Source organism: Curtobacterium sp. PhB25, from assembly GCF_004365375.1.
Taxonomy (GTDB): domain Bacteria; phylum Actinomycetota; class Actinomycetes; order Actinomycetales; family Microbacteriaceae; genus Curtobacterium.
In genome coordinates, this window is sequence record NZ_SODR01000003.1 from 107215 (window position 1) to 131365 (window position 24151).

At 70.4% G+C, this 24151-nt stretch carries 22 protein-coding genes; 12 read left to right on the top strand and 10 right to left on the bottom strand.

Annotated elements, in window-relative coordinates; all coding sequences use genetic code 11:
- Positions 1–106: 106 nt before the first annotated feature.
- The 6 genes from rpoC to EDF51_RS07345 all read right to left on the bottom strand — a co-directional run bounded on the left by rpoC (position 107) and on the right by EDF51_RS07345 (position 11426).
- The gene (rpoC, locus tag EDF51_RS07320) at positions 107–3988 is read right to left on the bottom strand and encodes a DNA-directed RNA polymerase subunit beta' (protein WP_111083489.1); all 3882 of its coding nucleotides are present in this window, start codon (positions 3986–3988) and stop codon (positions 107–109) included.
- 45 nt (positions 3989–4033) lie between these two features.
- Entirely contained in the window at positions 4034–7522 is a 3489-nt protein-coding gene (gene rpoB, locus EDF51_RS07325) for a DNA-directed RNA polymerase subunit beta (RefSeq protein ID WP_134194355.1), read from the bottom strand.
- Positions 7523–7738: 216 nt separating this feature from the next.
- Complete coding sequence (locus tag EDF51_RS07330; RefSeq protein WP_134194357.1) at positions 7739–8584, bottom strand: hypothetical protein; 846 nt, start codon at positions 8582–8584, stop codon at positions 7739–7741.
- A gap of 351 nt (positions 8585–8935) precedes the next feature.
- Complete coding sequence (locus EDF51_RS07335) at positions 8936–9586, bottom strand: response regulator transcription factor (RefSeq protein ID WP_131845933.1); 651 nt, start codon at positions 9584–9586, stop codon at positions 8936–8938.
- Complete coding sequence (locus EDF51_RS07340) at positions 9583–10896, bottom strand: histidine kinase (protein ID WP_134194359.1); 1314 nt, start codon at positions 10894–10896, stop codon at positions 9583–9585. The genes EDF51_RS07335 and EDF51_RS07340 overlap by 4 nt, the downstream gene beginning before the upstream one ends.
- A complete protein-coding gene (locus EDF51_RS07345; protein WP_134194361.1) occupies positions 10893–11426 on the bottom strand; it encodes a hypothetical protein in 534 nt (177 codons plus the stop codon). Before EDF51_RS07345 ends, EDF51_RS07340 begins: the two co-directional genes overlap by 4 nt.
- A gap of 142 nt (positions 11427–11568) precedes the next feature.
- Here EDF51_RS07345 and EDF51_RS07350 point away from each other — a divergent pair, with 142 nt between their 5' ends.
- The 6 genes from EDF51_RS07350 to EDF51_RS07375 all read left to right on the top strand — a co-directional run bounded on the left by EDF51_RS07350 (position 11569) and on the right by EDF51_RS07375 (position 16737).
- On the top strand, positions 11569–12411 hold the full coding sequence (locus EDF51_RS07350) for a fused MFS/spermidine synthase (protein ID WP_123339452.1): 843 nt from the start codon (positions 11569–11571) through the stop codon (positions 12409–12411).
- A 115-nt stretch (positions 12412–12526) separates the two neighbouring features.
- Positions 12527–13213, top strand: coding sequence for a DUF4064 domain-containing protein (locus EDF51_RS07355; protein WP_123339451.1), 687 nt, complete (start codon positions 12527–12529; stop codon positions 13211–13213).
- 125 nt (positions 13214–13338) lie between these two features.
- Positions 13339–14169 (top strand): hypothetical protein, encoded by an 831-nt coding sequence (locus tag EDF51_RS07360; RefSeq protein ID WP_111083497.1) that lies wholly within the window; start codon positions 13339–13341, stop codon positions 14167–14169.
- The gene (locus tag EDF51_RS07365; RefSeq protein ID WP_134194363.1) at positions 14166–14657 is read left to right on the top strand and encodes a SprT-like domain-containing protein; all 492 of its coding nucleotides are present in this window, start codon (positions 14166–14168) and stop codon (positions 14655–14657) included. The genes EDF51_RS07360 and EDF51_RS07365 overlap by 4 nt, the downstream gene beginning before the upstream one ends.
- Before the next feature lie 47 nt (positions 14658–14704).
- A complete protein-coding gene (locus tag EDF51_RS07370; protein WP_134194365.1) occupies positions 14705–15400 on the top strand; it encodes a CGNR zinc finger domain-containing protein in 696 nt (231 codons plus the stop codon).
- Between the two features lie 77 nt (positions 15401–15477).
- On the top strand, positions 15478–16737 hold the full coding sequence (locus EDF51_RS07375; RefSeq protein ID WP_208321829.1) for an Nramp family divalent metal transporter: 1260 nt from the start codon (positions 15478–15480) through the stop codon (positions 16735–16737).
- Positions 16738–16783: 46 nt separating this feature from the next.
- Here the strand turns inward: EDF51_RS07375 and EDF51_RS07380 are convergent, their stop codons facing one another.
- A complete protein-coding gene (locus EDF51_RS07380) occupies positions 16784–17086 on the bottom strand; it encodes a DUF427 domain-containing protein (protein ID WP_111083501.1) in 303 nt (100 codons plus the stop codon).
- Between the two features lie 66 nt (positions 17087–17152).
- On the bottom strand, positions 17153–17758 hold the full coding sequence (locus EDF51_RS07385) for a hypothetical protein (RefSeq protein WP_243837090.1): 606 nt from the start codon (positions 17756–17758) through the stop codon (positions 17153–17155).
- A gap of 97 nt (positions 17759–17855) precedes the next feature.
- On the opposite strand from EDF51_RS07385, the gene EDF51_RS07390 reads away from it, so the two are divergent.
- Complete coding sequence (locus EDF51_RS07390; RefSeq protein ID WP_134194369.1) at positions 17856–18488, top strand: GNAT family protein; 633 nt, start codon at positions 17856–17858, stop codon at positions 18486–18488.
- Between the two features lie 3 nt (positions 18489–18491).
- On the opposite strand, the gene EDF51_RS07395 is transcribed toward EDF51_RS07390, so the two are convergent.
- Positions 18492–19259 carry a carbonic anhydrase family protein gene (locus EDF51_RS07395; protein ID WP_134194371.1) on the bottom strand — a complete coding sequence of 256 codons (768 nt, stop codon included), beginning with the start codon at positions 19257–19259 and terminating at the stop codon, positions 18492–18494.
- A gap of 74 nt (positions 19260–19333) precedes the next feature.
- On the opposite strand from EDF51_RS07395, the gene EDF51_RS07400 reads away from it, so the two are divergent.
- From EDF51_RS07400 to EDF51_RS07410, 3 genes are all read left to right on the top strand, one after another.
- Positions 19334–19816 (top strand): hypothetical protein, encoded by a 483-nt coding sequence (locus EDF51_RS07400; RefSeq protein ID WP_123293092.1) that lies wholly within the window; start codon positions 19334–19336, stop codon positions 19814–19816.
- A gap of 131 nt (positions 19817–19947) precedes the next feature.
- Positions 19948–20520, top strand: a complete 573-nt coding sequence (locus EDF51_RS07405) for a DUF1684 domain-containing protein (protein WP_134194514.1) — start codon at positions 19948–19950, stop codon at positions 20518–20520.
- A gap of 10 nt (positions 20521–20530) precedes the next feature.
- Positions 20531–20890: a GntR family transcriptional regulator gene (locus tag EDF51_RS07410; protein WP_165901018.1), complete on the top strand. Its 360-nt coding sequence runs from the start codon at positions 20531–20533 to the stop codon at positions 20888–20890.
- A gap of 112 nt (positions 20891–21002) precedes the next feature.
- Here the strand turns inward: EDF51_RS07410 and EDF51_RS07415 are convergent, their stop codons facing one another.
- Entirely contained in the window at positions 21003–21836 is an 834-nt protein-coding gene (locus EDF51_RS07415; protein WP_134194373.1) for an endo alpha-1,4 polygalactosaminidase, read from the bottom strand.
- A 288-nt stretch (positions 21837–22124) separates the two neighbouring features.
- On the opposite strand from EDF51_RS07415, the gene EDF51_RS07420 reads away from it, so the two are divergent.
- Together EDF51_RS07420 and EDF51_RS07425 are read left to right on the top strand one after the other, a co-directional pair.
- Positions 22125–23732 carry a DEAD/DEAH box helicase gene (locus EDF51_RS07420; RefSeq protein ID WP_134194375.1) on the top strand — a complete coding sequence of 536 codons (1608 nt, stop codon included), beginning with the start codon at positions 22125–22127 and terminating at the stop codon, positions 23730–23732.
- 144 nt (positions 23733–23876) lie between these two features.
- Complete coding sequence (locus EDF51_RS07425; protein ID WP_111083508.1) at positions 23877–24086, top strand: CsbD family protein; 210 nt, start codon at positions 23877–23879, stop codon at positions 24084–24086.
- Positions 24087–24151: the final 65 nt, after the last annotated feature.

Sequence of the window (24151 nt, forward strand, 5' to 3'; positions counted from 1 at the left end):
GGCCCGTGGCGGCCCCGCCCCGCGCCTCCCGTCCGTCACGTGGTGACGACACGACGAAGGCCCCGCCTCCTTGCGGAGACGGGGCCTTCGTGGGATCACATCAGACTCAGTTGTACGTGCCCGGCGTGAAGTCGTCCGACGAGAAGCTGTCGAAGTCGACGAAGCTCAGGTCGGCGTCCGAGAACGACGAGTCGTCCGCGAAGATGCGGTTGGGGTACCGCTCTGCCTTCGCTTCTTCCGTCGCGTTCACGTCCACGTCGCGGTACCGGCTGAGGCCCGTCCCGGCGGGGATGAGCTTACCGATGATGACGTTCTCCTTGAGGCCGACGAGGTGGTCCTGCTTGCCCTCCATGGCCGCCTGCGTGAGCACGCGGGTGGTCTCCTGGAAGGAAGCGGCGGACAGCCACGACTCGGTCGCGAGGGACGCCTTCGTGATGCCCATGACCTCCTGGCGAGCCGAGGCGGTCTTGCGACCCTCCTGCAGCGCCGCACGGTTGAGCATGTTGTAGCGCGACCGGTCGACGAGCTCACCCGGCAGCAGGTCGGTGTCGCCGTGGTCGACGACGGTGACCTTGCGGAGCATCTGACGGACGATGACCTCGATGTGCTTGTCGTGGATCGGCACACCCTGCGAGCCGTAGACGTCCTGCACACCGTTGACCAGGTGCTTCTGGACCTCTCGGACACCCTTGACCCGGAGGACTTCCTTCGGGTCGACGGTGCCGGCGATGAACTGCTCGCCGAGCTCGACGTGCTGGTTGTCCTCGATGAGGAGCGTCGCACGCTTGAGCACCGGGTAGATGAACGGCTCGTCACCGTTGTCCGGCGTGAGGATGATCCGACGGCCCTTGTCCGTGTCCTCGACGACGACGCGGCCGGGGGCCTCGGCGATCGGGGACGCGCCCTTGGGCGTACGAGCCTCGAAGAGCTCCGTGACACGCGGCAGACCCTGGGTGATGTCGTCGGCCGAGGCCGAACCACCCGTGTGGAAGGTACGCATCGTCAGCTGGGTACCGGGCTCACCGATGGACTGCGCGGCGATGATGCCGACTGCCTCACCGATGTCGACCAGGTTGCCGGTGGCGAGCGAACGGCCGTAGCACTTCGCGCAGACACCGACGGCCGACTCGCAGGTCAGGACCGAGCGCACCTTGATGCTCTCGACACCGGCTGCCAGCAGCTTCTCGAGGAGCACGTCACCGACGTCCTCACGAGCCTCGGCGACGACCGTGCCCTTGGCGTCCACGGCCTCGGTGGCCAGGGTGCGCGAGTACACGGTGTTCTCGACGCGCGGGTCGCGGACCAGCTTGCCGTCCGCGTCCACGGTCGCGATCGGCAGCTCGAGGCCACGCGTCGTACCGCAGTCGTCCTCGCGGATGATGACGTCCTGCGAGACGTCCACGAGACGACGGGTGAGGTATCCGGAGTCCGCGGTACGGAGCGCGGTGTCGGCCAGACCCTTGCGAGCACCGTGGGTGGCGATGAAGTACTCCGCCACGGTCAGGCCCTCGCGGTACGAGTTGATGATCGGGCGGGCGATGATCTCGCCCTTCGGGTTGTTCACCAGACCACGCATACCCGCGATGTTGCGGACCTGCAGCCAGTTACCACGAGCACCCGACGACACCATGCGGTTGATCGTGTTGTCGACGGGGAAGTTGTCCCGCATCTCCTGCGCGATCTCGTTGGTGGCCTCGGTCCAGATCTTGATCAGGTCGGCGCGACGCTCGGAGTCGGTGATCAGACCCTTGTCGAACTCGCCCTGCACCTTGGCGGCCTGGATCTCGTAGCCCGCGATGATCTCCTTCTTGCGAGGAGGCGTCACGACGTCCGACAGGGCGACGGTCACACCGGAGCGCGTGCCCCAGTAGAAGCCGGCGTCCTTGATCCGGTCCAGCGCAGCGGCCGTCTCGGTCTTGGAGTACCGCTCGGCGAGGTCGTTGACGATCGCGGACAGCACACCCTTGTCAGTGACCTTCTGGACGAACGGGTAGTTCGCCGGGAGGGTCTCGTTGAAGAGCGCACGGCCCAGGGTCGTCTCGAGGAGGACGGTGTCACCCTGCTCGTAGCCCTCGGGAGCTTCACCCTCGGCGAAGTGGACACCCGTCATGCGGATCTTCGCCATGGCGTTGAGGTGCAGCGTGTGCTGGTCGTTGGCCAGGATCGCCTCGGCGACCGAGGAGAACGCACGGCCCTCACCAACGGCGCCCTCGCGGACGGTCGTCAGGTGGTGCAGACCGATGATCATGTCCTGTGCGGGCAGGGTCACCGGACGGCCGTCGGACGGCTTCAGGATGTTGTTCGAGGCGAGCATCAGGATGCGGGCCTCGGCCTGGGCCTCCACCGACAGCGGCAGGTGCACGGCCATCTGGTCACCGTCGAAGTCCGCGTTGAACGCAGCACACACGAGCGGGTGGAGCTGGATGGCCTTGCCCTCGACGAGCTGCGGCTCGAACGCCTGGATGCCCAGACGGTGCAGCGTCGGCGCACGGTTCAGCAGCACGGGGCGCTCGCGGATGATCTCCTCGAGCACGTCCCACACCTGCGGACGCGAACGCTCGACCATGCGCTTGGCCGACTTGATGTTCTGCGCGTGCGACAGGTCGATCAGGCGCTTGATCACGAACGGCTTGAAGAGCTCGAGCGCCATCTGCTTGGGCAGACCACACTGGTGCAGCTTCAGCTGCGGGCCGACGATGATGACCGAACGGCCCGAGTAGTCGACGCGCTTGCCGAGCAGGTTCTGGCGGAAACGACCCTGCTTGCCCTTGAGCATGTCGCTCAGGGACTTCAGGGCGCGGTTGCCGGTACCCGTGACCGGACGTCCACGACGACCGTTGTCGAACAGCGCGTCAACGGCTTCCTGCAGCATGCGCTTCTCGTTGTTCACGATGATCTCGGGGGCACCGAGGTCGAGCAGGCGGCGGAGACGGTTGTTGCGGTTGATCACACGACGGTAGAGGTCGTTGAGGTCCGACGTGGCGAAACGGCCACCGTCGAGCTGCACCATCGGGCGCAGCTCCGGCGGGATGACCGGCACGACGCCGAGCACCATCGCTGCCGGCGAGTTGCCGGTGGCGAGGAAGGAGCTGACGACGCGCAGACGCTTGATCGCACGGATCTTCTTCTGGCCCTTGCCCTCGGCGATCTGCAGACGCAGCGCCTCGGCCTCGGCAGCCAGGTCGAACGCCTCGAGCCGGAGCTTGATCGCCTCGGCGCCCATGTAGGCGTCGAAGTAGATCCCGAACCGGTCCTGGAGCTCGTGGAAGACGGCGTCCTCGGGCTTGAGGTCGCCCACCTTGAGGTTGCGGAAGTCCTCCCACACACGCTCGAGACGGGTGATGTCCTCGTCGAACGACTTGCGGACCTGGGACATCTCCTTCTCGGCGGTGTCCTTGGTGCGCCGCTTGACGTCGGCCTTCGCACCCTCTTCCTCAAGGGCTGCGAGGTCGTCCTCGAGCTTCTTGAGGCGGTCGGCGATGATCGAGTCGCGCTGGCCCTCGAGGGTCTTGATCTCGAGACGCATCTCGTTCTCGAGGCCCGGCATGTCCGCGTGACGGCCCTCTTCATCGATGTCGATGATCATGTACGCCGCGAAGTAGATGACCTTCTCGAGGTCCTTCGGCGCCATGTCGAGGAGGTACCCGAGGCGCGACGGGACGCCCTTGAAGTACCAGATGTGCGTGACGGGGGCAGCGAGCTCGATGTGGCCCATGCGCTCACGACGGACCGAGGACTTGGTGACCTCGACGCCGCAGCGCTCGCAGACGATGCCCTTGAACCGGACACGCTTGTACTTGCCGCAGGCGCACTCCCAGTCGCGGGAAGGACCGAAGATCTGCTCGCCGAACAGACCGTCCTTCTCGGGCTTCAGGGTGCGGTAGTTGATGGTCTCCGGCTTCTTGACCTCGCCGTACGACCACTGACGGATGTCCTCGGCGGTCGCGAGGCCGATCCGAATGGCGTCAAAGGAAGTTGCTTCGAGCAATGTTCTTCTCTCTTGCTTGATTCAGGCTTCGATGTACGGGCGGGATCAGATGTCGTCGACGGACGACGACTCGAACCGCGAGGAGATGTTGATGCCCAGCTCCTCCGCAGCGCGGAAGACCTCGTCATCGTTGTCGCGCAGGCTGACCGCCTGGCCGTCGGCCGAGAGGACCTCGACGTTCAGGCAGAGCGACTGCATCTCCTTCATGAGGACCTTGAAGGACTCGGGGATGCCGGGCTCCTGGATGTTCTCGCCCTTGACGATCGCCTCGTAGACCTTCACGCGGCCGAGGATGTCGTCGGACTTGATCGTCAGGAGCTCCTGGAGGGCGTAAGCGGCGCCGTACGCCTCGAGCGCCCACACCTCCATCTCACCGAATCGCTGGCCACCGAACTGCGCCTTACCACCCAGCGGCTGCTGCGTGATCATCGAGTACGGACCCGTCGAACGAGCGTGGATCTTGTCGTCGACCAGGTGGTGCAGCTTGAGGATGTACATGTAGCCGACCGAGACGGGCTCGGGGAACGGCTCGCCGGAGCGACCGTCGAAGAGCTGCGCCTTGCCGGACGAGCCGATCAGGCGCTCGCCGTCGCGATTCGGGAGGGTCGAGTCGAGGAGGCCCTCGATCTCGCGCTCGTACGCACCGTCGAACACCGGGGTGGCGACCTTCGTGCCCGGAGCGGCGCTGTGCGCTGCCTCGGGGAGGGCCGATGCCCACTCCTGGATGCCCTCGACGTTCCAGCCCTGCTTGGCGAGCCAACCGAGGTGGATCTCGAGGACCTGGCCGAAGTTCATGCGGCCGGGGACGCCGAGCGGGTTCAGGACGATGTCGACCGGGGTGCCGTCGGCGAGGAAGGGCATGTCCTCGACCGGGAGGATGGTCGAGATGACGCCCTTGTTGCCGTGACGACCGGCGAGCTTGTCACCCGCGGTGATCTTGCGCTTCTGGGCGATGTAGACGACCACGCGCTGGTTGACACCAGAGCCGAGTTCGTCGTCGCCGTCCTGCGAGTCGAACACCTTGACGCCGATGATCGTGCCCTCTTCACCGTGGGGCACCTTCAGCGAGGTGTCGCGCACTTCGCGCGACTTCTCGTTGAAGATGGCGCGGAGGAGGCGCTCTTCGGCGGAGAGCTCGGTCTCGCCCTTCGGCGTGACCTTGCCGACCAGGATGTCGCCGGGGCGGACCTCGGCACCGATGCGGATGATGCCGCGCTCGTCGAGGTCGGCCAGCAGGTCCGGGCTGACGTTGGGGAGGTCACGGGTGATCTCCTCCTTGCCGAGCTTCGTGTCGCGGGCGTCGACCTCGTACTCCTCGATGTGGATCGAGGAGAGCGTGTCGTCCTTGATGAGGTTCTGCGACAGGATCATCGCGTCCTCGTAGTTGTAGCCCTCCCACGGCATGAACGCGACGAGGAGGTTCTTGCCGAGCGCGAGCTCGCCGTTCTCCGTCGCGGGACCGTCGGCGATGACCTCGCCCTGCTCCACACGCTCGCCGGCCGAGACGACCACGCGGTGGTTGTAGCTCGTGCCCTGGTTGGAGCGGTCGAACTTGCGCAGGTAGAAGGTCTGCGTGCCACCCTCGTCGAGCTGCAGGGTCACGGCGTCTGCCGAGACCTCGGAGACGACACCGGCCTTGTCGGCGGTGACGACGTCACCGGCGTCGATCGCGGTGTAGCCCTCCATGCCCGTACCGACGAGCGGCGACTCGGAACGGAGCAGCGGGACGGCCTGACGCTGCATGTTCGCACCCATGAGGGCGCGGTTCGCGTCGTCGTGCTCGAGGAACGGGATGAGCGAGGTCGCGACCGACACCATCTGGCGCGGCGAGACGTCCATGTAGTCGACTTCGCCCTTGGCGACGAGTTCGACCTCGCCACCCTTCTTGCGGACGAGGACCTTGTCGTCGGCGAAGTGGAACGAGTCGGTCAGCGGCGCGTTGGCCTGCGCGACGACGAACTCGTCCTCTTCCGAGGCGGTCAGGTAGTCGATGGTCTTCGTGACCTCGCCGTCGACGACGCGACGGTAGGGGGTCTCGATGAAGCCGAACGAGTTGATCCGACCGAACGACGCGAGCGAACCGATCAGGCCGATGTTCGGGCCTTCCGGGGTCTCGATCGGGCACATGCGGCCGTAGTGCGACGGGTGGACGTCACGGACCTCGACGCCGGCACGCTCACGGGACAGACCACCCGGGCCGAGGGCCGAGAGACGACGCTTGTGCGTCAGGCCTGCGAGCGGGTTGTTCTGGTCCATGAACTGCGACAGCTGGGACGTTCCGAAGAACTCCTTGATCGCGGCGACGACCGGACGCACGTTGATGAGCGTCTGGGGCGTGATCGCCTCGATGTCCTGCGTGGTCATGCGCTCGCGGACGACGCGCTCCATGCGGGACAGACCCGTGCGGACCTGGTTCTGGATGAGCTCGCCGACGGCGCGGATGCGACGGTTGCCGAAGTGGTCGATGTCGTCCACGTCGAGGCGCAGCTGCACCGGCTCGCCGTCACGCACGCCGTTCAGCGTGGTCTTCTCGGCGTGCAGGGACACGAGGTACTTGATCGTCGCGACGATGTCCTTGACGGTCAGCACCGAGTCGGACAGCGGGGCGTCGATCCCGAGCTTGCGGTTGACCTTGTAACGGCCCACCTTCGCCAGGTCGTAGCGCTTCGAGTTGAAGTAGAAGTTGTCGAGCAGCGCACGCGCGGCCTCGGCAGCGACCTGCTCGCCCGGGCGCAGCTTGCGGTAGATGTCCTTGAGCGCCTCTTCCTTCGTGAGGATGGCGTCCTTCTCGAGGGTCGACTCGATCGAGGCGAAGCCCTGGAACTCCTCCATGATCTCCTCGCTGGTCAGACCCAGCGCCTTGAGGAAGACCGTGACCGACTGCTTGCGCTTGCGGTCGATGCGCACGCCCACCTGGTCGCGCTTGTCGATCTCGAACTCGAGCCACGCACCACGCGAGGGGATGACGCGAGCGGAGTAGATGTCCTTGTCGGACGTCTTCTCCTGCTGGCGCTCGAAGTACACGCCGGGCGAACGGACGAGCTGCGACACGACGACGCGCTCGGTGCCGTTGATGATGAACGTGCCGCGTTCGGTCATGAGCGGGAAGTCGCCCATGAAGACCGTCTGCGTCTTGATCTCACCCGTCATGTGGTTCATGAACTCGGCGTTGACGTACAGCGGAGCGGCGTAGGTCTTGCCGCGCTCCTTGCAGTCGTCGATCGAGTACTTGGGGTCCTCGAGCTCGGGCGCCGTGAACGAGAGCTGCATGGTCTCGCCGAGGTCCTCGATCGGGGAGATCTCCTCGAAGATCTCCTCCAACCCGGAGTGCAGGGCGAGGTCGGTGCGACCCTGCTCCTGTCCCTCTGCGAGACGGGCCTTCCAGACGTCGTTGCCGACGAGCCAGTCGAAGCTCTCCGTCTGGAGTGCGAGCAGATCAGGAACCGTGAGGGTGTCCGTGATCTTGGCGAACGAGAGTCGCGAGTGGTTGCGACCGTTCTTGGGGTTGGTGGATGCGTTGGGCGCAGCAGCCAAGGGTGTGACCTCCGTAGGCCCCGTCGGGCCGATACTGACGAGCAGCATGTAGGTGAGTAGATGATCGCTCGGCGATCCCCGCGAGTTCTTGCCCTGCGACCACGCCGACGCGTGCCTGACGCGGAACGTCGGTGCACGTGTGGGATGATCTCCGTGAGCGGGACCCGCCGCCATATACGGGTCCGGCTGCACCAGGGCGAGTTGAGCTTGTCCAACTCAGAACTCTGCGTCGACCGCAATATGACGACACGGATGCCAGGGAGCGCGAACTGCCATCATAGTTCGCGCCGAGTCGTGCTGTCCAGTCCTGGCTTGACCAGATTCGGCAGTGGCGTGTATAAGCCGCTCCGTGCCCGCGGAATTCCCGGCCCGCAACGGCCCGCGCCCGGCCCGCGACGGCCCGCAACAGGCCTGCGCACCCCGCCCGCGCAGTGGACCCGGCCGTGCGCTCAGCCGAGTCGCTCGCGCTCGACGTGCCCCGCGCCTCCCGGCTGGCCCTGCCGTCCCGGCCAGCGCACGGAAGGCATCCTCGGGTCGACGGGTGCGCACGAAGGTGACGCGACCACGGTCGTCGGTGAGCTCGATCCCGAGTCCGGGGGTGAGGATCAGGGCGCGCACACCGCGACCGATCCGCAGGCCGACGCCGCCGTAGGTGCGGGCGTCCGCCTCGACGAGTCGGACGTCGACGATGCGCCGACGTTCGATGCGCCGTGGCGGCAGCGGCCGGAAGTGCAGCGTGACGTGCGTGTCGGTGACAGCGAACCCGGCCCGCGCGAGCAGCAGCAGCACGCCCGCCACGACGGCGACCAGCGCCGGCACGATGAGCGCGGTCTCCGGCGCGTCGCCGGGCCAGGCGGTCACCGCCGCGGTCAGGCCGAGCCCGCCGAGGAGCAGGACCGCGCCGACGACACGCATCCAGGTGGGCGCCGCCTCGTGGTCGGCGTGGGCCGGACGGGAGGCGCGGGGCACCCGCGTCGTCCGGCTCGCGGTCGTGCGCGTGGTGTCGCGGGTCGTCGGTGCGGCCGGGCGTGCGGTGGGCACGCTCATCGTGTCAGCGGTCATGTCGGGTCTCCTGCGGCTCGGCGGAGTGTTGCATCCCGTATTTTACATGACGGGTGCGATGTGATCACGGCCAGCGCGCGCGGGTGACCGGAAGGGGCACGCGGACGCGCGCCGACGGCGCGCGCGCTCGAGCGGTGGGGGCGCTCGACGGCACGTCGTGGTCACGTCGGGAGGGCGGACGCGCGAGGTGTGGGGCACTGCACGCATCGACGCGGTCCCGCGTGACGACCGGATGAACAGTACGGAACGAGTCTTGGCGTCCGCTGGCCGTCCATGTGTACGCATTCATGTGCCGGGCCGGTCAGAGCGGGACACGCGTGGCCGCGTCAGCGCGAGACGCGCCCGGTGGCGTCAGCGCAGGACGCGCGCGACCGCCTCTGCGCGGGTGGCGACCCCGAGCTTCGCGAACACCTGGTTCACGTACGACTTCACCGTCGGCACCGTCAGGAACAACTCCGCCGCGATCTGCGGGTTCGTCCGGCCGGCCGCGATGCGCTCGAGCACGTCGGCCTCGCGCGGGGTGAGGTCCGGGAACCGGTCACGCAGCGCCGGCACAGCGGGTGTGGACCCCGTCGCCCCGCCGCCGGCGAGCTGCGCCACCAGCCGCGCTCCGACCGTCGCGTCGAACGTCGACTGCCCCGACGCGACCGCCCGGATCGCCGTCGCGATCTCGGTCCGTCCGGCGTCCTTCGTCAGGTACCCGCGCGCACCCGCCCGGAGCGCGGTCACGATCGACTCGTCGTCCGCGTAGGTCGTCAGCACGAGCACCGCCACCTGCGGGTGGTCGGCCACGATGCGCGCGGTCGCCGTCGGCCCGTCGGTGCCCGGCATGCGGAGGTCCATCAGCACGACGTCGGGAGCGTCACGGTCCACCGCTGCGATCGCCTCGGCGCCGTCGGCGGCCTCACCCGTCACCTGCAGGTCCGGCACGAGCGACAGCACCGTCACCAGGCCGTCGCGGACGATCGCCTGATCGTCGACGACGAGGACACGGATGGTCACGAGGCGTCTGCCTCGGTGGTGGCCACGGCGTCCACAGGCAGGTGCAGCGCGACGACGAACTCGTCGTCGGATCGCTCCGCTTCGACCGTCGCACCGCTGCCGAGCTCCTCGACGCGCTCGCGCATCCCGAGCAGGCCCTGGCCGCCGCCGGTGAGCGGGTTGGCCACGACCACGTCCACGGCGTCGCCGTCACGGTTGACGGACAGCGACACGGGGCGGCCGGGGGCGTGCCGGCGGGCGTTGCTGAGGGCCTCACGGACGACCTGGACGACGGCGGCGCGGTGCGCCTCGTCGAGTGCGGCCAGGGTCGTGTCGCCCTGCACCACGATGGTGCCGCCGAACGAGCGGTGGGCGGCGACCAGGGCGGTCAGGTCGGTGCGGTCCGGCACGTGGTCGGTGGACGGCCGGGAGGCGCGGCTCGCGTCCGGCACGTCGGCTCCGGTGGTCCGCGTGGCCTGGTCCAGGGCTGTGGTCCGGTCCGGTGTGGTGGCCCGGTCCGCGGGGGTGGTCGAGTCGGGGACGGCGGCCTCGACCGGGGTCACATCGGGCTCGGCGTCCGTGTCGTCGCGGAGGGCGTGCACGGCTCGGCGCGCCTCGGCGAGGCCGTCCGCCGCCAGGGTCCTGGCCTCGCCGGCACGCTTCGTCGCGTCGTCGACCCGGCCGGCCTCGAGCAGGGCCTCGACCGCGTCGAGCTGCAGCACGAGACCGCCGAGCGAGTGCGCGAGGACGTCGTGGATGTCCCGCGAGGCCCGGGACCGATCGGCGAGGAGCTGCGCCCGCTGCTGGTCCTGCTCGGCCTGCCGCGCGCGCTGCGCCGCGACCCGGAACTGCCGGCGGCTGAACCCGATGAGCACGCCGAGCAGCAGCCCGCCGCTCGTGCCGAGGACGAACTGGACCGAGGCGTGCTCGATCGTGGCGCAGACGGCGATGACCACCATCGCCCCCACCGCCGCCACCGCCGCGAGCCAGACCGGCACCCGAAGGTTCGCGCCGAGCAGGACGATCCCGACGATCACGGGGACGATCATGAGCGAGTCGGTCGCCACCACGGTCAGGGAACCGGCGACGATCATCACCACGCCCGCGACGACGAGCAGCTGCGGCGTCCGGCCGAACTCGCGGAGCGCCCACGCGGCGAGCGCCACCGCGCCGAGCACCCACACCCACGCGGGCGGCTGCAGCTCGAGTCCGTTCTTCACGAACCAGAACCCGACGATCACGATGCCGAGGGCATTGAGTCCCCAGGCGGTTGCCGAACGGGACCGACCTCCGGGGAGGTCGGTCGGGTCCTGTCCGCTCAGCAGGGTCACCGGACCATCATGCCGCGGGTGGTGCGGCCACTGGCGGTCCGGTCGCCGCCGTCTCCGCGCGGGATGCGCTGGTCGATGACGACGGCGCGTGCGGCGCGGTTCAGGGCGAGCACGAGCAGGATCGCACCGGTCGAGGTGAGCAGGTGCGCACCGAGGTGGCCGCCGAGGACGTCGAGGCCGACGCGCACGGCGATGAGCACGATCCAGAGCGACGCCCCGAGCCAGCCCGTGCGGGACTGGATCGTCCGACCCTTGCTGTCCGGGGTGGCGACGGTGCGGAACCGGGTGATGGTGCCCATCGTCAGGCCCACGCCGATCGTGATCAGGGCCTCGATGCCGAGGAACACGACGTCGGTCGTGGTGATCGTCGCCCCCGACTGCGCCAGGACCACCACGCCGACGATCGCCATGATCATCGGCGTGCGCCAGATGCGCGCCGGGTCGAGGTACTGCCAGGTGGCCTGGCGGTACCCGAGGAAGCCGACGAGGGCGACGCCGATCAGGACGTTGACGAGGAGCTGGACCGACATGGTGTGCCTTTCGAGGTGACCCGGCGGGACTTCCCCGACCGATGGATCCAGCCTCGTTCCGGTGCGCTCGCGGGCACACCAACCAGGGGTGGGGGCCCGGGTGGTGATCGCGGTGCCGGTCGGGTGGTGTTCGATTGACCGCATGGCTGATGCGTTCGACGGGTTCCGGATCGGTGCGGGCTACTCGGTGGTCGAGCCGGACCGGCACCGCCCCGGGTCCTTCACGCTCGTGGTGGACGGCACGCCGCAGTCGCACGTCGACCTCGAGGACCCGACCCACCTGGCGTTCGAGTACATCCGGCGGATCGGGCACGCCATCGACCTGCTGCCGTCCGGCCCGGTCACGGCGCTGCACCTCGGCGCCGGTGCCCTGACGCTCCCCCGGTACGTCGCGGTGACCCGGCCGGGCTCCCGCCAGCAGGTCATCGAGCTCGAGCGCGACCTGGTGGACCACGTCCGCGAGGTCCTGCCGTTCCCCCGCGGCGCGTCGATCCGGGTGCGGTACGGCGACGCGCGCGAGGTGCTCGGCAAGCTCCCCTCCGGGCTGCGCGGCACGGTGGACCTGGCGGTGGTGGACGTCTTCGGCGGCTCGCAGATCCCGGCGCACGTGACGAGCATCGAGTTCTACCGCGAGGTCGCCGCGTTCCTGTCGCCGACCGGCATCGTCGCCGTGAACGTGGCCGACGGCGCGGGTCTCGCGTTCGCACGGGGGCAGGCGTCGACGCTGCAGGCCGTGCTGCCGTCGGTCGCAGCGGTGGCGGACACCGGCATGCTCAAGGGGCGTCGGTTCGGGAACATCGTGCTGCTCGGCTCGCCGACCGACCTGCCGATCGCCGAGATGCCGCGGCGGTACTCGTCGGACCCGATGCCGGCGAAGGTCGTGCACGGGGCCGAGTTGCGGGCGTTCATCGCCGGGGCGCCGATCGTCACCGACGCGACGGCCGTGGCGTCACCGGAGCCGAACCGGAGCGTGTTCGGCGCCTGACCCTGCGGTGACGACGGGGCGGCGCGCCAGGCCGTTCCCGGGCACTCGGCGGGTGCGGCTGTCAGGATGGTCTGAACGACCGCGCAGGTGCGCGACCGAGCGATGGGATCCCCTGATGACGAACGACGACCGGAGCAACCAGGACCGGACGGGCGACGGCCAGGCGCCGAGCTGGGGCGAAGCCCCGCAGCAGCAGCCCGCCGCCGACGCACCGCGGTACGGCGAGCGGAGCGACCCGACGCCGCAGTACGGGCAGTCCGCCCCGCAGTACGGCGAGCAGCAGAACCAGTACGGGCAGCAGCAGCAGTACGGGCAGCAGCAGGACCAGTACGGGCAGCAGCAGCAGTACGGCCAGCAGCCGTACGCCGCGGCGCCCGCGAGCTCCGGTTCGCCCGCATGGCAGAGCTACGAGGAACCGAAGGCCAAGAAGAAGACCGTCGGCGTGATCGCGTTCGTGGTCGGCCTCGCCGCCCTGGTCGTCGGAGCCATCGGCGGGTACCTGTTCGGGCAGTCGTTCGGCGCTTCCGACGCCTTCCGCGACTCGATGCAGAACAGCGGAGCGACGCCGAGCGACGCGCAGATCACCGAGCTGATGACCTCGTCGAACGTCATCACGGGCTCCCTCATGTTCTACCTGGGCACGGCACTCGGCCTGTGGGCGATCGTGCAGGGCATCATCGCTGCCGTCACCAAGCGTGGCCGCGGTTGGGGCGTCTTCGCGATCGTCCTCGCCGTCGTCGCGCTCATCGTCTTCGTCGTGGCGGTCGGCGTCGCTGCGGTCGCGGCGAGCGGGATGTCCTGATCCGCTGAGCCCGTCCGGAACGGCCCGTCGTGCTCCGGCACGGCGGGCCGTTCCGCGTTCACCGGCGCGAAGCCTGAGCGCGTCGCACCGGCCGCTCCCGGCAGAGCGCGGCTACCCTCGAACCGATGTCCCTCCCGCCCGACGACCGCCAGCAGCCCGACCCGTCCGACCCGTCCCGTGAACCGCGCCACGCGGCTCCCGTGACGGCCGGGGTCAGCCCGGGCAGCACCTTCGCGCCCATCAGCCTGCGACCGGCGGTCGACGTCGACGCCGTGCACCAGCGTCTGCGCGACCTCGGTCAGAGCCGCAGCACCGAGGCGCTCGCGGAACGAGCCGAGCTGCTCAGGCTGCTCGGCCGCCTCGACGAGTCACTCGTCGTCGCGGAGGAGGTCTTCCGCCTCGCGATGTTCACGGGCGAGCGTCAGGACAAGGTCGCCGCCCGGATCCGGCGCGCGCACATCCTGCACGACCTCGGTCGCCACGAGCGTGCCGCGACCGAGGCCGCCCTGGCCCGCGACACCGCAGCCACCGAGGAGTGGCCGGAGCTCGAGGGCGCCGCCGCCGAGATCGAAGGGTGGTCGCTGTTCGAGAACGACCGCTTCGAAGAGGCCCGCGCCGCACTGTCCCGCGCCTACCAGGCGTTCCGCCAGGCCGGTGCCCCGTCCGAGCGCACCGACGCCCTGCGCACCGCGGTCGAGGCGGCGATGCGTGCCTCGATCACGCACCCCGCCGAACCCGCCGACAAGCCGCGGACGGCCCGCGAGGTCGCCGCCCGCCGTGCTGAGGACGACGAACCGACCATGCGCGTCGCCGAGCCGGTCAAGCAGGTCCCGCCGATCCGCCGCCGGGTGCTCGGGGCGCCGGACGCTGCGCGCACCGAGGCCGACGACATCTGGGGACGGATCGCCGCACGGGCAGCCAAGAAGGGCCAGGCCGACCCCCGCGCCGACCAGTGACCGCACTCGAGACGGTCCGTTCCCGAGCCGAGGCACTCATCTCCGAACACCTCGGCGCGGGCTCGTGGGCCTTCGGGTTCGACCACGCGAAGACCCGCGCAGGACAGTGCGACTTCGCCCGGAAGCGCATCACCGTCAGCCGGCACCTGGCGACACGGTTCTCGGACGACGACGTCGAGCAGGTCCTGCTGCACGAGGTCGCGCACGCCCTCGCCGGAGCACGTGCGGGCCACGGCCCGAAGTGGAAGCGGACCGCGTCCGCCATCGGGTACACGGGTTCGCGGCTGCACGACGGCCCGATCGCCAGCGAGCTCGCACCGTGGATCGGGACCTGCCCCGCCGGACACGAGCACTTCCGCTACCGAACGCCCACCCGCCAGCTCGCCTGTGCCCGGTGCTCCCGCCGGTTCGATCCCCGCAACGCCATCGTCTGGCGGCGCCGGAGCGAGGCTGACACCCCGTCGACGGTGGCCTCGACTACCGCATGAGTCCGTCCGCGCGCGGAGGCGCGCCGGTAACCCGTTAGCCTGGACGGATGCACACGGGGCAGCACATCCGCACGGACGCCGGATCCACCTGGTTCTTCGACGCCGGTCGGATCGCCCTGGACTTCGCGCACACCGGTGGGTTCGCCGACGACCCGGACGGCCGGCGTCCCCGATCGCAGCTCGGCGAGCTGCTCGCGAGCCCGGCGGACCTGGACGAGTGGCTCAGCGACCACACCGAACCGATCGACGTCGGGGCGAGCGCGCGCGAGCTGCAGGACGCACGCGCGCTCCGCGCGGCGATCGCCCGACTCGCCGTCGCCGCGGCCCCCGGCCCGGCGACCACCGCGGCCGAGCGCACCGCCGTCGCGGCGGGCCTGCGTGCCGGGACCGGCCGCACGCGCCCCGCGCCCGACGACATCGACACCGTCAACCTGTTCGCCGCCCTGCCGGACGTGCCCCCGAGCCTCCCGGGTGGCCGCCGACGTGCCGGAGCGAACCGCGTCCGCCTGGCCCAGGCACTGTCCAGCGTCGCGCGCGACGCCGTCGCGCTGTTCACCGAGGTCGGCTTCGACGACGTCGAGGCCGACGGCCGTCCGACGCGTCTGAGCCGCTGCTCGGCGGACGACTGCACGCTGGTCTTCTACGACTCCTCGCGGGGCGGGACGCGTCGCTGGTGTTCGATGCAGCGGTGCGGGAACCGCGCCAAGGTCCGTGCGCACCGCGCTCGGCGCGCGGCGGTCTGACCGCCCTCCAGCCAGCCGACAAAGGCACCGCGAAGAAAAAGATTCGGCGCGCCGAATTCCCTGGCATGCTGGGTCCCGTGACCGACACCGCCGCAGCCAGGACCACTGAGGAACCCACGGGTACCCCGAGGCGCCGCGCCGCCGGCCTCACCCTGCTCGGCCCGGCGTTCGTCGCGGCCATCGCCTACGTCGACCCCGGCAACGTGGCGGCCAACCTCACCGCCGGGGCGAAGTACGGCTACCTGCTCCTCTGGGTCCTGGTCGCCGCGAACGCGAGCGCGGTCGTCGTGCAGTACCTGTCCGCCAAGCTCGGCGTCGTCACGGGCAAGTCCCTGCCGGAGCACCTCGGCCTGCGGATGCGTCGCACCCCGAGGCTGCTGTTCTGGGGGCAGGCCGAGATCGTCGCGGCCGCGACCGACATCGCCGAGGTGATCGGCGGCGCGCTCGCCCTGCACCTGCTCTTCGGCCTGCCGCTCGTCGCCGGCGGGCTCATCACCGGCGTCGTCTCGATGCTGCTGCTGACCCTGCACAGCCGCCGCGGGACCCGCACCTTCGAAGCCGTCGTCACGGCGATGCTCGCGATCCTGACCGTCGGCTTCTGCGCCGGGCTGCTCTTCGCGCAGGTCTCCCCCGCCGAGCTCGTCAGCGGCCTGGTGCCGCGGTTCGAGGGCTCCGAGTCGGTGATGCTCGCGGCGTCGATGCTCGGCGCGACGGTCATGCCGCACGCGGTGTACCTGCACTCCGCGCTGGCCCGCGACCGGCACGGCGACGTCCCCGCCGGCCCCGAGCGCCGCCGCGTGCTCGTCGCGACCCGGTGGGACGTCGGTCTCGCGCTGGTGGTCGCCGGCGGCGTGAACATCTGCATGCTCGTCCTGGCCGCGGCGACCCTGCCCGGCGTCGCCGACACCGACTCGATCCCCGGTGCCCAGCGGGCGATCGCCGACCACGTCGGGCCCGTCGTCGGGGTGCTGTTCGCGGTGGGGTTGCTGGCGTCGGGGCTGGCCTCGACCTCGGTCGGCTGCATGGCCGGCGCCGAGATCATGAAGGGGCTGCTGCACGTCCGGATCCCGCTCGTGGCACGGCGCGTGATCACCCTGGTGCCGGCGATCGTGCTGCTCGCGATCGGTGCCGACGCGACGATGCTGCTCGTGGTGAGCCAGGTCGTGCTGAGCTTCGGGATCGCCTTCGCGATCGTCCCGCTGGTGGTCTACACGTCCCGCCGGAGCGTCATGGGCTCCGACGTGAACGCCGCGACCACCCGCGTGGTGGCGTGGGTGATCGCGGCGGTCATCGTGGCGCTCAACGTCGCGCTGATCGTGCTCACCCTGACGGGATGAGCACCGACCGTGCGCGTCGACGCGGTGCGCGACACGACGTCGGTCGTCACTCGACGACCGTGACGTCCTTCCAGAACGCGACGTAGCCCGAGTAGTCCTTGCCGACCCGGTCGAACGACGACGGGATCGGCGTCGGGTAGGACCACGCACGGTCCTGCAGCGCCTGCCCGTCGACGTTCACCGTGAAGTACTGCGTGTCGCCCTTCCACGGGCAGTGGTACTGGGTGGGGCTCTCGGTGAAGAGCTCGGACTTCACGCTCGACGGCGGGAAGTACCAGTTGCCCTCGATCTTGATGAGGTCCTCTTCCGGGGCCTCCGCGATCACCGTGTCGCCGACGACTGCCTTCATGCGTTGCTCCTTCGCTCGCTGGTGCCGGACGGCCTGGACGGCGCACCGGCCCTGTCCGCCCGAACGCTACGCCCGGCCCCGTGATTCCCGCAGGACGACCAGGTCCGGCCCGACGGCGAGTGCCGCGTGCACGTGTTCGCGTCCGAGGGCGGACGCACTCTCGGACGCCGTGACCAGGTGCTTCACCGCGCGTCGGAGCCCCGTGTACGCCGCGCAGGCGGCGGCGGCCTCCGGCGCGGTGTGGTCGATCCCGACTGCGGCGAGCGCGTCGACGACGGCGCCGGCGGCGAGCAGGTCCTCGACGGCGAAGTCGGGTGCGTCGGGCACGTCGACGGTCTCGCCCGCGGCCTCGGCCGCGTCGTCCAGCGCTCCGGGATGGTGCAGCCCGGCGGCGACGACCGCGACGACGCACCGGTCGCCACGATCGGCTTGGAGGCCCGTCACCCGTTCCGCGATCGCACTCGCGTTGCCGAGGTGGCCGAGCACGACCTCCGGACCGTCCGGCAGCTGGACGGTCGCGTTCCGCAGCGCGCGGCGCTGCGCCGCCGCGTCCGGCGAGCTCGGCAGGACGTCCACCCAGACGACGAGGTGTGCGCCGTGGGCGATGCGTGCCGCACCACCGGTGCCCCACGCGAACCGGACCTGGTACTGCTCCTGGGTGCGTTCTGCCACGTCCGTCACGATAGCCGTCCGGGCGATGCTGTCCCTCTCCACAGGGTGGCCGTCCCGACAGGCTCCACCATGGTCGACGACCGTAGGATGCACTTCCATGGAGATCGCCCCCGCGCCCACCCTGACCGGCGACCGTGTGACGCTCGAGCCCCTCGCGCAGGAGCACGCGGAAGACCTGCGGGCAGCGGTGACGGACGGCGATCTGTGGCGCACCTGGTACACCTCGATCCCGGCTCCCGCCCAGGTCGAGGACGAGATCGACCGGCGTCTCGCCGAGCACGAAGCCGGCCGCATGGTGCCCTTCGCGGTGCGTGACCGTCCGACCGGCCGCGTGGTGGGCTCGACGACCTTCATGAACATCGACGCGGGCAACCGGCACGTCGAGATCGGCAGCACGTTCCTGGCGAAGTCGGCGCAGCGATCGGGCATCAACACCGAGGCGAAGCTGCTGATGCTGTCCCACGCGTTCGAGGCCTGGCAGTGCATCGCGGTGGAGTTCCGCACGCACTGGCACAACCACCAGTCCCGCGCCGCGATCGCCGGTCTGGGCGCGAAGCAGGACGGCGTGCTGCGGAACCACTCGATCGGTCGCGACGGCACGCTCCGCGACACCGTGGTGTTCTCGATCATCGCCTCGGAGTGGCCGGCGGTCCGGCTGTCCCTGGCCGAGCGGCTCCGGCGGCACGACCGCGCCGAGGGCTCGCGTCGCCGGTCCGCCCGGCACGCCTGACCGTCAGAGCGTGTGACGGACCGTCCGGTCACCGAGCGGCTGGACCGGACGTGCGTTCTCGACGTGCGCTGCCTCGAGGTCGGCGAGCTGGTCGGCGCCGAGCTCGATCGGGTCCTCGAGCACGATCCACCGCACCCCCTCGGTGCAGGGCGGCGTGGTGAGCGAGCCCTCGTAGGTCGCGAAGGAGCGCGACGCGGGCAGCATCGCCTCGACGTCCACCGTGCTCTCCCGGCCGGCACCCGCCGTCGCCCCGGCGAGGTAGCTCTCGTAGGCGGGGTTGTGCGCGCCCCGCTCGGCGAGGACCCCGACGACGGTCAGGGCCCCGCGGTCGTCGGCGTGCACGAAGTGGAACTCCGCGTCGGCCGGGTCACCGTCGACGGTGTGCTCCGACCCCGCGTGGAAGTGCATCTGCACCAGGTCGAGGTCCGCGCCGGCGATGGTCGTCGAGGCACCGTCGCCGGCGGTGAACTGCACGGTGTGCCCGTTGTCCGCCGTCAGACCCCGGACGGCGCCCGAGCCCACGAGGTCGAGGTCGGCGCCGCCGCGGGCGGCCGGGAGGTCGATCGGGGACTGCTGGTCGCCGGTGCCGCACGTGCCGTACTCGTCGGTGAGACCACCCCAGTGCTGCGGGGCGCCTGCTCCCTCGTACGACCACGACGTGCCGGCGTCGTGCGCGTCGGCCTCGGGAGGCGTTCCGGCCGCGCAGCCGGCGAGGACGAGGAGGACGGCGGGGGCGGCGAGCAGGGGGAGGCGGGGGTGAGTGGATCGCATGCTGTACACACTCACATACTCGTATTTCACATTTGCCGAGAGCGGTCGTTGGCCGCGAGCGTAGGGTCCTCGGCATGCACGTCGGTATCCGGATCGTCCTCGATGCGCCGGTCGACGCCGTGCGCGATGCCCTGCTGTCCCCGTCCGTGATGGTCGCGGTGACGAAGCCGTTCCTGGTGTACCGCTCGCGCAGTCCCGAGGGGTTCCCCGAGCGGTGGGAACCGGGGCACCCGCACCCGATCACCGCGAGTGCGTTCGGCCTCGTGCCGAGCGGCGACACGCACGTCGACCTCGACCTGTACGAGATCGACGGCGTCCCCGTGCAGCGTGACAACGGCGGCGGTACGAGCGGGCTGTTCGGCCGCATGACGATGCGCCACCGGATGGCGGTCGTGCCGGCTCCTGGCGACCGGACGCTGCTCATCGACCGCCTGACCTACCGGATGCGGCCGTGGCCCCTCGGCGCACTGCTGTGGCCGGGGATGTGGGTCATCTGGCAGTGGCGGGCGTACCGGATGCGTGCGCTCGCGCCCACCTGGCGGACGGATGCTGCCTGACCGAGGCGAGTCGGGCCTCCCGTCCACCGCGGAGCGGGCGTAGCCTCGACCACGTGAGCCAGACGCGCCCCCAGGAGCCGACGACCGACGACCGCGTGCGCAGCACGCTGGCGACCGTGGACTGGCGGCGCATGACGTTCGACCTGTACCGCCGTCTCCGCGCGACGCCCGATCCCCAGACGGCGCACGCACTGTGGCGGGAGACCCGCGACGCGATGTTCGCGGAGCACCCCGCGTCGCCGCTCCTGGACGACGACGCCCGCGACTTCGAGTCGCTGCCCGTGCCGGACTACGACCCCGCCTGGCGGTTCCAGGTGCGCATCGAACCCGCCGAGCCCGCCGAGTTCGACTACGAGACCGGCACCGACGGCACCGTGCACTTCGACCGCCTCGGCGTCGTGACGGTCCCGGGCGTCGGCACGCTCGACGTCTGGTCGCACGGCGGCTACGGGGGCGGGCTGTTCGTCCCCGTGAAGGACTCCAGCGCCGGCAAGGCCCGCGGCACGTACGGCGGCGGACGCTACCTGCTCGACACGATCAAGGGCTCGGACCTGGGCGGCGACGATGCCGACTCGCTCGTGCTGGACTTCAACTTCGCGTACAACCCGTCGTGCGCGTACGACCCGGCGTGGGCGTGCCCGCTCGCGCCTCCCGGCAACACCGTGCCGGTGCCGATCCCGGTCGGCGAGCAGTACGACTTCTAGGGTGGAACGCATGGCAGGACTGGTCGCACTCGACGCCGGCGGACGCGTGCCGCCCTTCGAACAGGTCCGCTCGCAGATCGCGGCACAGATCGGCGCGGGGTACCTCGTCGACGGCGAACGGCTGCCGAGCGTGCGGGGGCTGGCCGACGAACTCGGGCTGGCGGCCGGCACGGTCGCGAAGGCCTACCAGCTGCTCGAGGAGGCCGGGCTCGTGCACACCGCGCGAGGTGCCGGCACCCGGGTGGTGCGGCCGGCCGAGGTGCCCGACGCCGTGGCTGATGCGGCACGTGCGCTGGCAGCCGCTGCCCGCGCGGCGGGTCTGTCGGCGGACCAGGCGGCCACCGCGCTCAAGGACGCCTGGCCCGCGTAGGCGCGGGGCTCTGGGGCGTACCTGGGGCTTCGGGGCGTACCTGGTCGGAAGTTCCGGCCCGGTACGCCCGATTCGACTTTCCATCGCGGGCGTTCTGGGAAGGAACCCGCGCTCAGCAGTGCTCGAAGACGTAGGCGTCGTCGGTCGGCGTGACCAGGTCGCGGTCGCGCAGGATCGTCATCGCCGGGCGGCTCTTCAGCGTGCAGACCGAGCCCCACGAGCGCTCGAGGGTGTCCGCGTACTCGATGTCGATGACCCGCTTGCCGTAGGCCTTCGTGTACGCCGAGCACTCCCGGTACTGCACGCACTCCTCGGCGACGACGAAGTCGAACCCGGTCTGCTTCCGGCCGGAGGCCCCGAGCTGCGGCGTGTTCTTCTGCCCGACGGCCAGGCCGTAACGGTGCCCGGTGTCGACGAGTGACTTCGCCAGCGCGAGGTTGCCGGCGCGCGTGAGCCGCTTCCCGCTCCGGGTCCACGAGTCGAGGTTGTCGAACTCGACCGCGTCGAACCCGCGGTCGCCGCAGCGGGCGATCGACTTCGCGAGCACCTTCGTGATGAGCGCGCGCTTCGCCGCCGTCCGGGTGTCGAGGAGCATCTCGTCCGGCCAGCCCGGGTCGGACACCGGCTTGCCGGCCCGGTCGCGCAGGATCGCCGACGGGTAGGACTTCGTCCACGTGCCGGCGGACTCGGGCTGGGTCTGGAACCCGTTGACGTAGCAGATGTCGTACTTGCCCTTCGCGGGCTTCGCGGTGCTGTCCCGCTCGACGATCGTCACACCGGACGGCGGCGTGTAGGAGCCGCCGAGCTGGTAGTCCGGGCGCCCCGAGGTCGGCAGGTTGCGGTAGCTCGCCGCAGCGCTGGTCGGAGCAGCTTCGGCACAGCCGGCCGTGCCGAGGACGGCCACCAGGGCCATCGCGGTGGTGATCAGGACGGTTCGCGTGCGCACCCGGGAATCCTCGCATGCGCACGGCGAACGGACCGGTCCTGGGTTCTGCGGGGTCGACACGCTATGCTGGTGGTACTCGAGACGCCGATCGTCTCGTGCGTCGTACGGACGCCCCGAACTCCCGACCACGTTCCACTGATCCTCTGGTCGATGATCGAGCACCTCCCGAAGGTGCCCAGGCTTCTCTGCTGCGGCGACTGCGCCAGCCACCTCTGTTGGCGCGCATCCCGCCCGCGCGCTGCCTCAGAGCGCGCCCACAGCCGGTCTCATCCGGCTCGAAAGGTCACCATGACCACCAATGACCTCCGTTTCTCCGACCTGGGCGTCCCCGCGCCGATGGTCGCCGTCCTCGCCGACCAGGGCAAGGAGACCGCGTTCCCGATCCAGGAGGACACGCTCCCCGACTCCCTGCAGGGCAAGGACGTCCTCGGCCGTGGCCGCACCGGCTCCGGCAAGACGATCGCCTTCGCGATCCCGCTCGTCGCCCGTCTCGCCGCCAGCGGCCGCAAGCGCCGCGCCGGCCGCCCCCGTGCCCTGGTGCTCGCCCCCACCCGTGAGCTCGCGACCCAGATCGACGTCGCCCTCGCTCCGCTCGCGAAGGCCATGGGCCTGAACACCACGACCATCTTCGGTGGCGTCGGACAGGGCCGTCAGGTCGACGCCCTGCGCGGCGGCGTGGACGTCGTCGTCGCGTGCCCTGGCCGTCTCGCCGACCTCATGCAGCAGGGCCACGTCAACCTCGGTGACATCGAGGTGACCGTCCTCGACGAGGCCGACCACATGGCCGACATGGGCTTCCTGCCCGGCGTGACCAAGATCATGCAGGCGACGCCCGAGCAGGGGCAGCGTCTGCTGTTCTCCGCCACGCTCGACAACGGCGTGGACAAGCTCGTCAAGAAGTTCCTGCACAACCCGGTGATGCACTCCGTCGACGAGGCGAACAGCCCCGTCGAGGCGATGACCCACCACCTGTTCGAGGTCGCCGACGCCGACGCGAAGAAGCACCTCGTGAGCACCCTCGCCTCGGGCAACGGTCGCCGTATCCTCTTCATGCGCACCAAGCACCACGCCAAGCGCCTCGCCAAGCAGCTCAGCAGCCAGGGGATCCCGGCCGTCGACCTGCAGGGCAACCTGTCGCAGGGCGCCCGTGAGCGGAACCTGGCGAAGTTCTCGTCCGGCGAGGCCCTCGTCCTCGTCGCCACCGACGTCGCCGCCCGTGGTGTGCACGTCGACAACGTCGAGCTCGTCGTGCACGTCGACCCGCCCACCGAGCACAAGGCGTACCTGCACCGCTCGGGCCGTACCGCCCGTGCCGGTTCCTCCGGTGACGTCGTCACGGTGACGATGCCCGCCGAGCGTCGCGACGTCGCGCAGATGATGCGTGCCGCCGCGATCAAGGTCACCCCGCAGCAGGTCACCGCGACCTCCCCGGCGGTCACCACGCTCGTCGGTGAGATCGCCCCGATCCGCCACGTCGCCGAGGACCAGCCCGCGCAGCAGCAGCGTCAGCCGAAGCAGCGCTCCGCCGATTCCGCCGGTGACCGTGGTCGTCGTGGTCGCGGCGGCCGTCCGGGAGGCTCGGGTCAGCCCGCGCGCTCCGGCTCGGCTTCCGAGTCCGCCGGTTCGGCCGGGGGCCGTCAGGGCCGTCCGGCTCGCGGCGCACGTTCCGAGGGCACCGGGCGCTCCGCCGCAGCGGGCGCGGGCTCGACGGGTGGTCGCCGCAGCGGCGGCAGCCGTCGCGCCGGCAGCGACACCGTGCGCGGTGGGTCCTCTGCCGTCTGGTCCTCGGACGGTGGCTACGCCGCGGGCCGTGGAGCCGGCCAGGAGTCGGGCGGGGGCCGTCGTGGCTCGTCGCGCCGTGCCTCCCGTCCGGCCGGCGCTGCCGACCGCCACTGATCTGTCGACCCGGCCCGCGCTGACCAGCGGGGGACAACCTTGGGGGCGCCTGCGAGGCGGACGCCCCCAAAGGCGTAGCTTCTCCTTCACCGGATGCCGCGCAAGCGGCTGACGGGGAAACGTCCGCTGTTGGAAGGAGTGCCTATGGCTGGGATCGAAGACATCAAGAACGCCGCTGAGAAGGCGGCAGGCAAGGTCAAGGAGGCCGTCGGGAACGCGACGGACAACGACCACCTCAAGGCTGAGGGCAAGACCGATCAGGTCAAGGCCGACACCAAGCAGGCGGGTACGAACGTCAAGGACGCCGCTTCCGGCGTCGCCGACAGCCTCAAGAGCGACCGCGACACGAAGTAACAAGCCGGTCAAGCACCGCGCTGCGAAGCCCCCGGATCCGATCGGATCCGGGGGCTTCGTCGTGT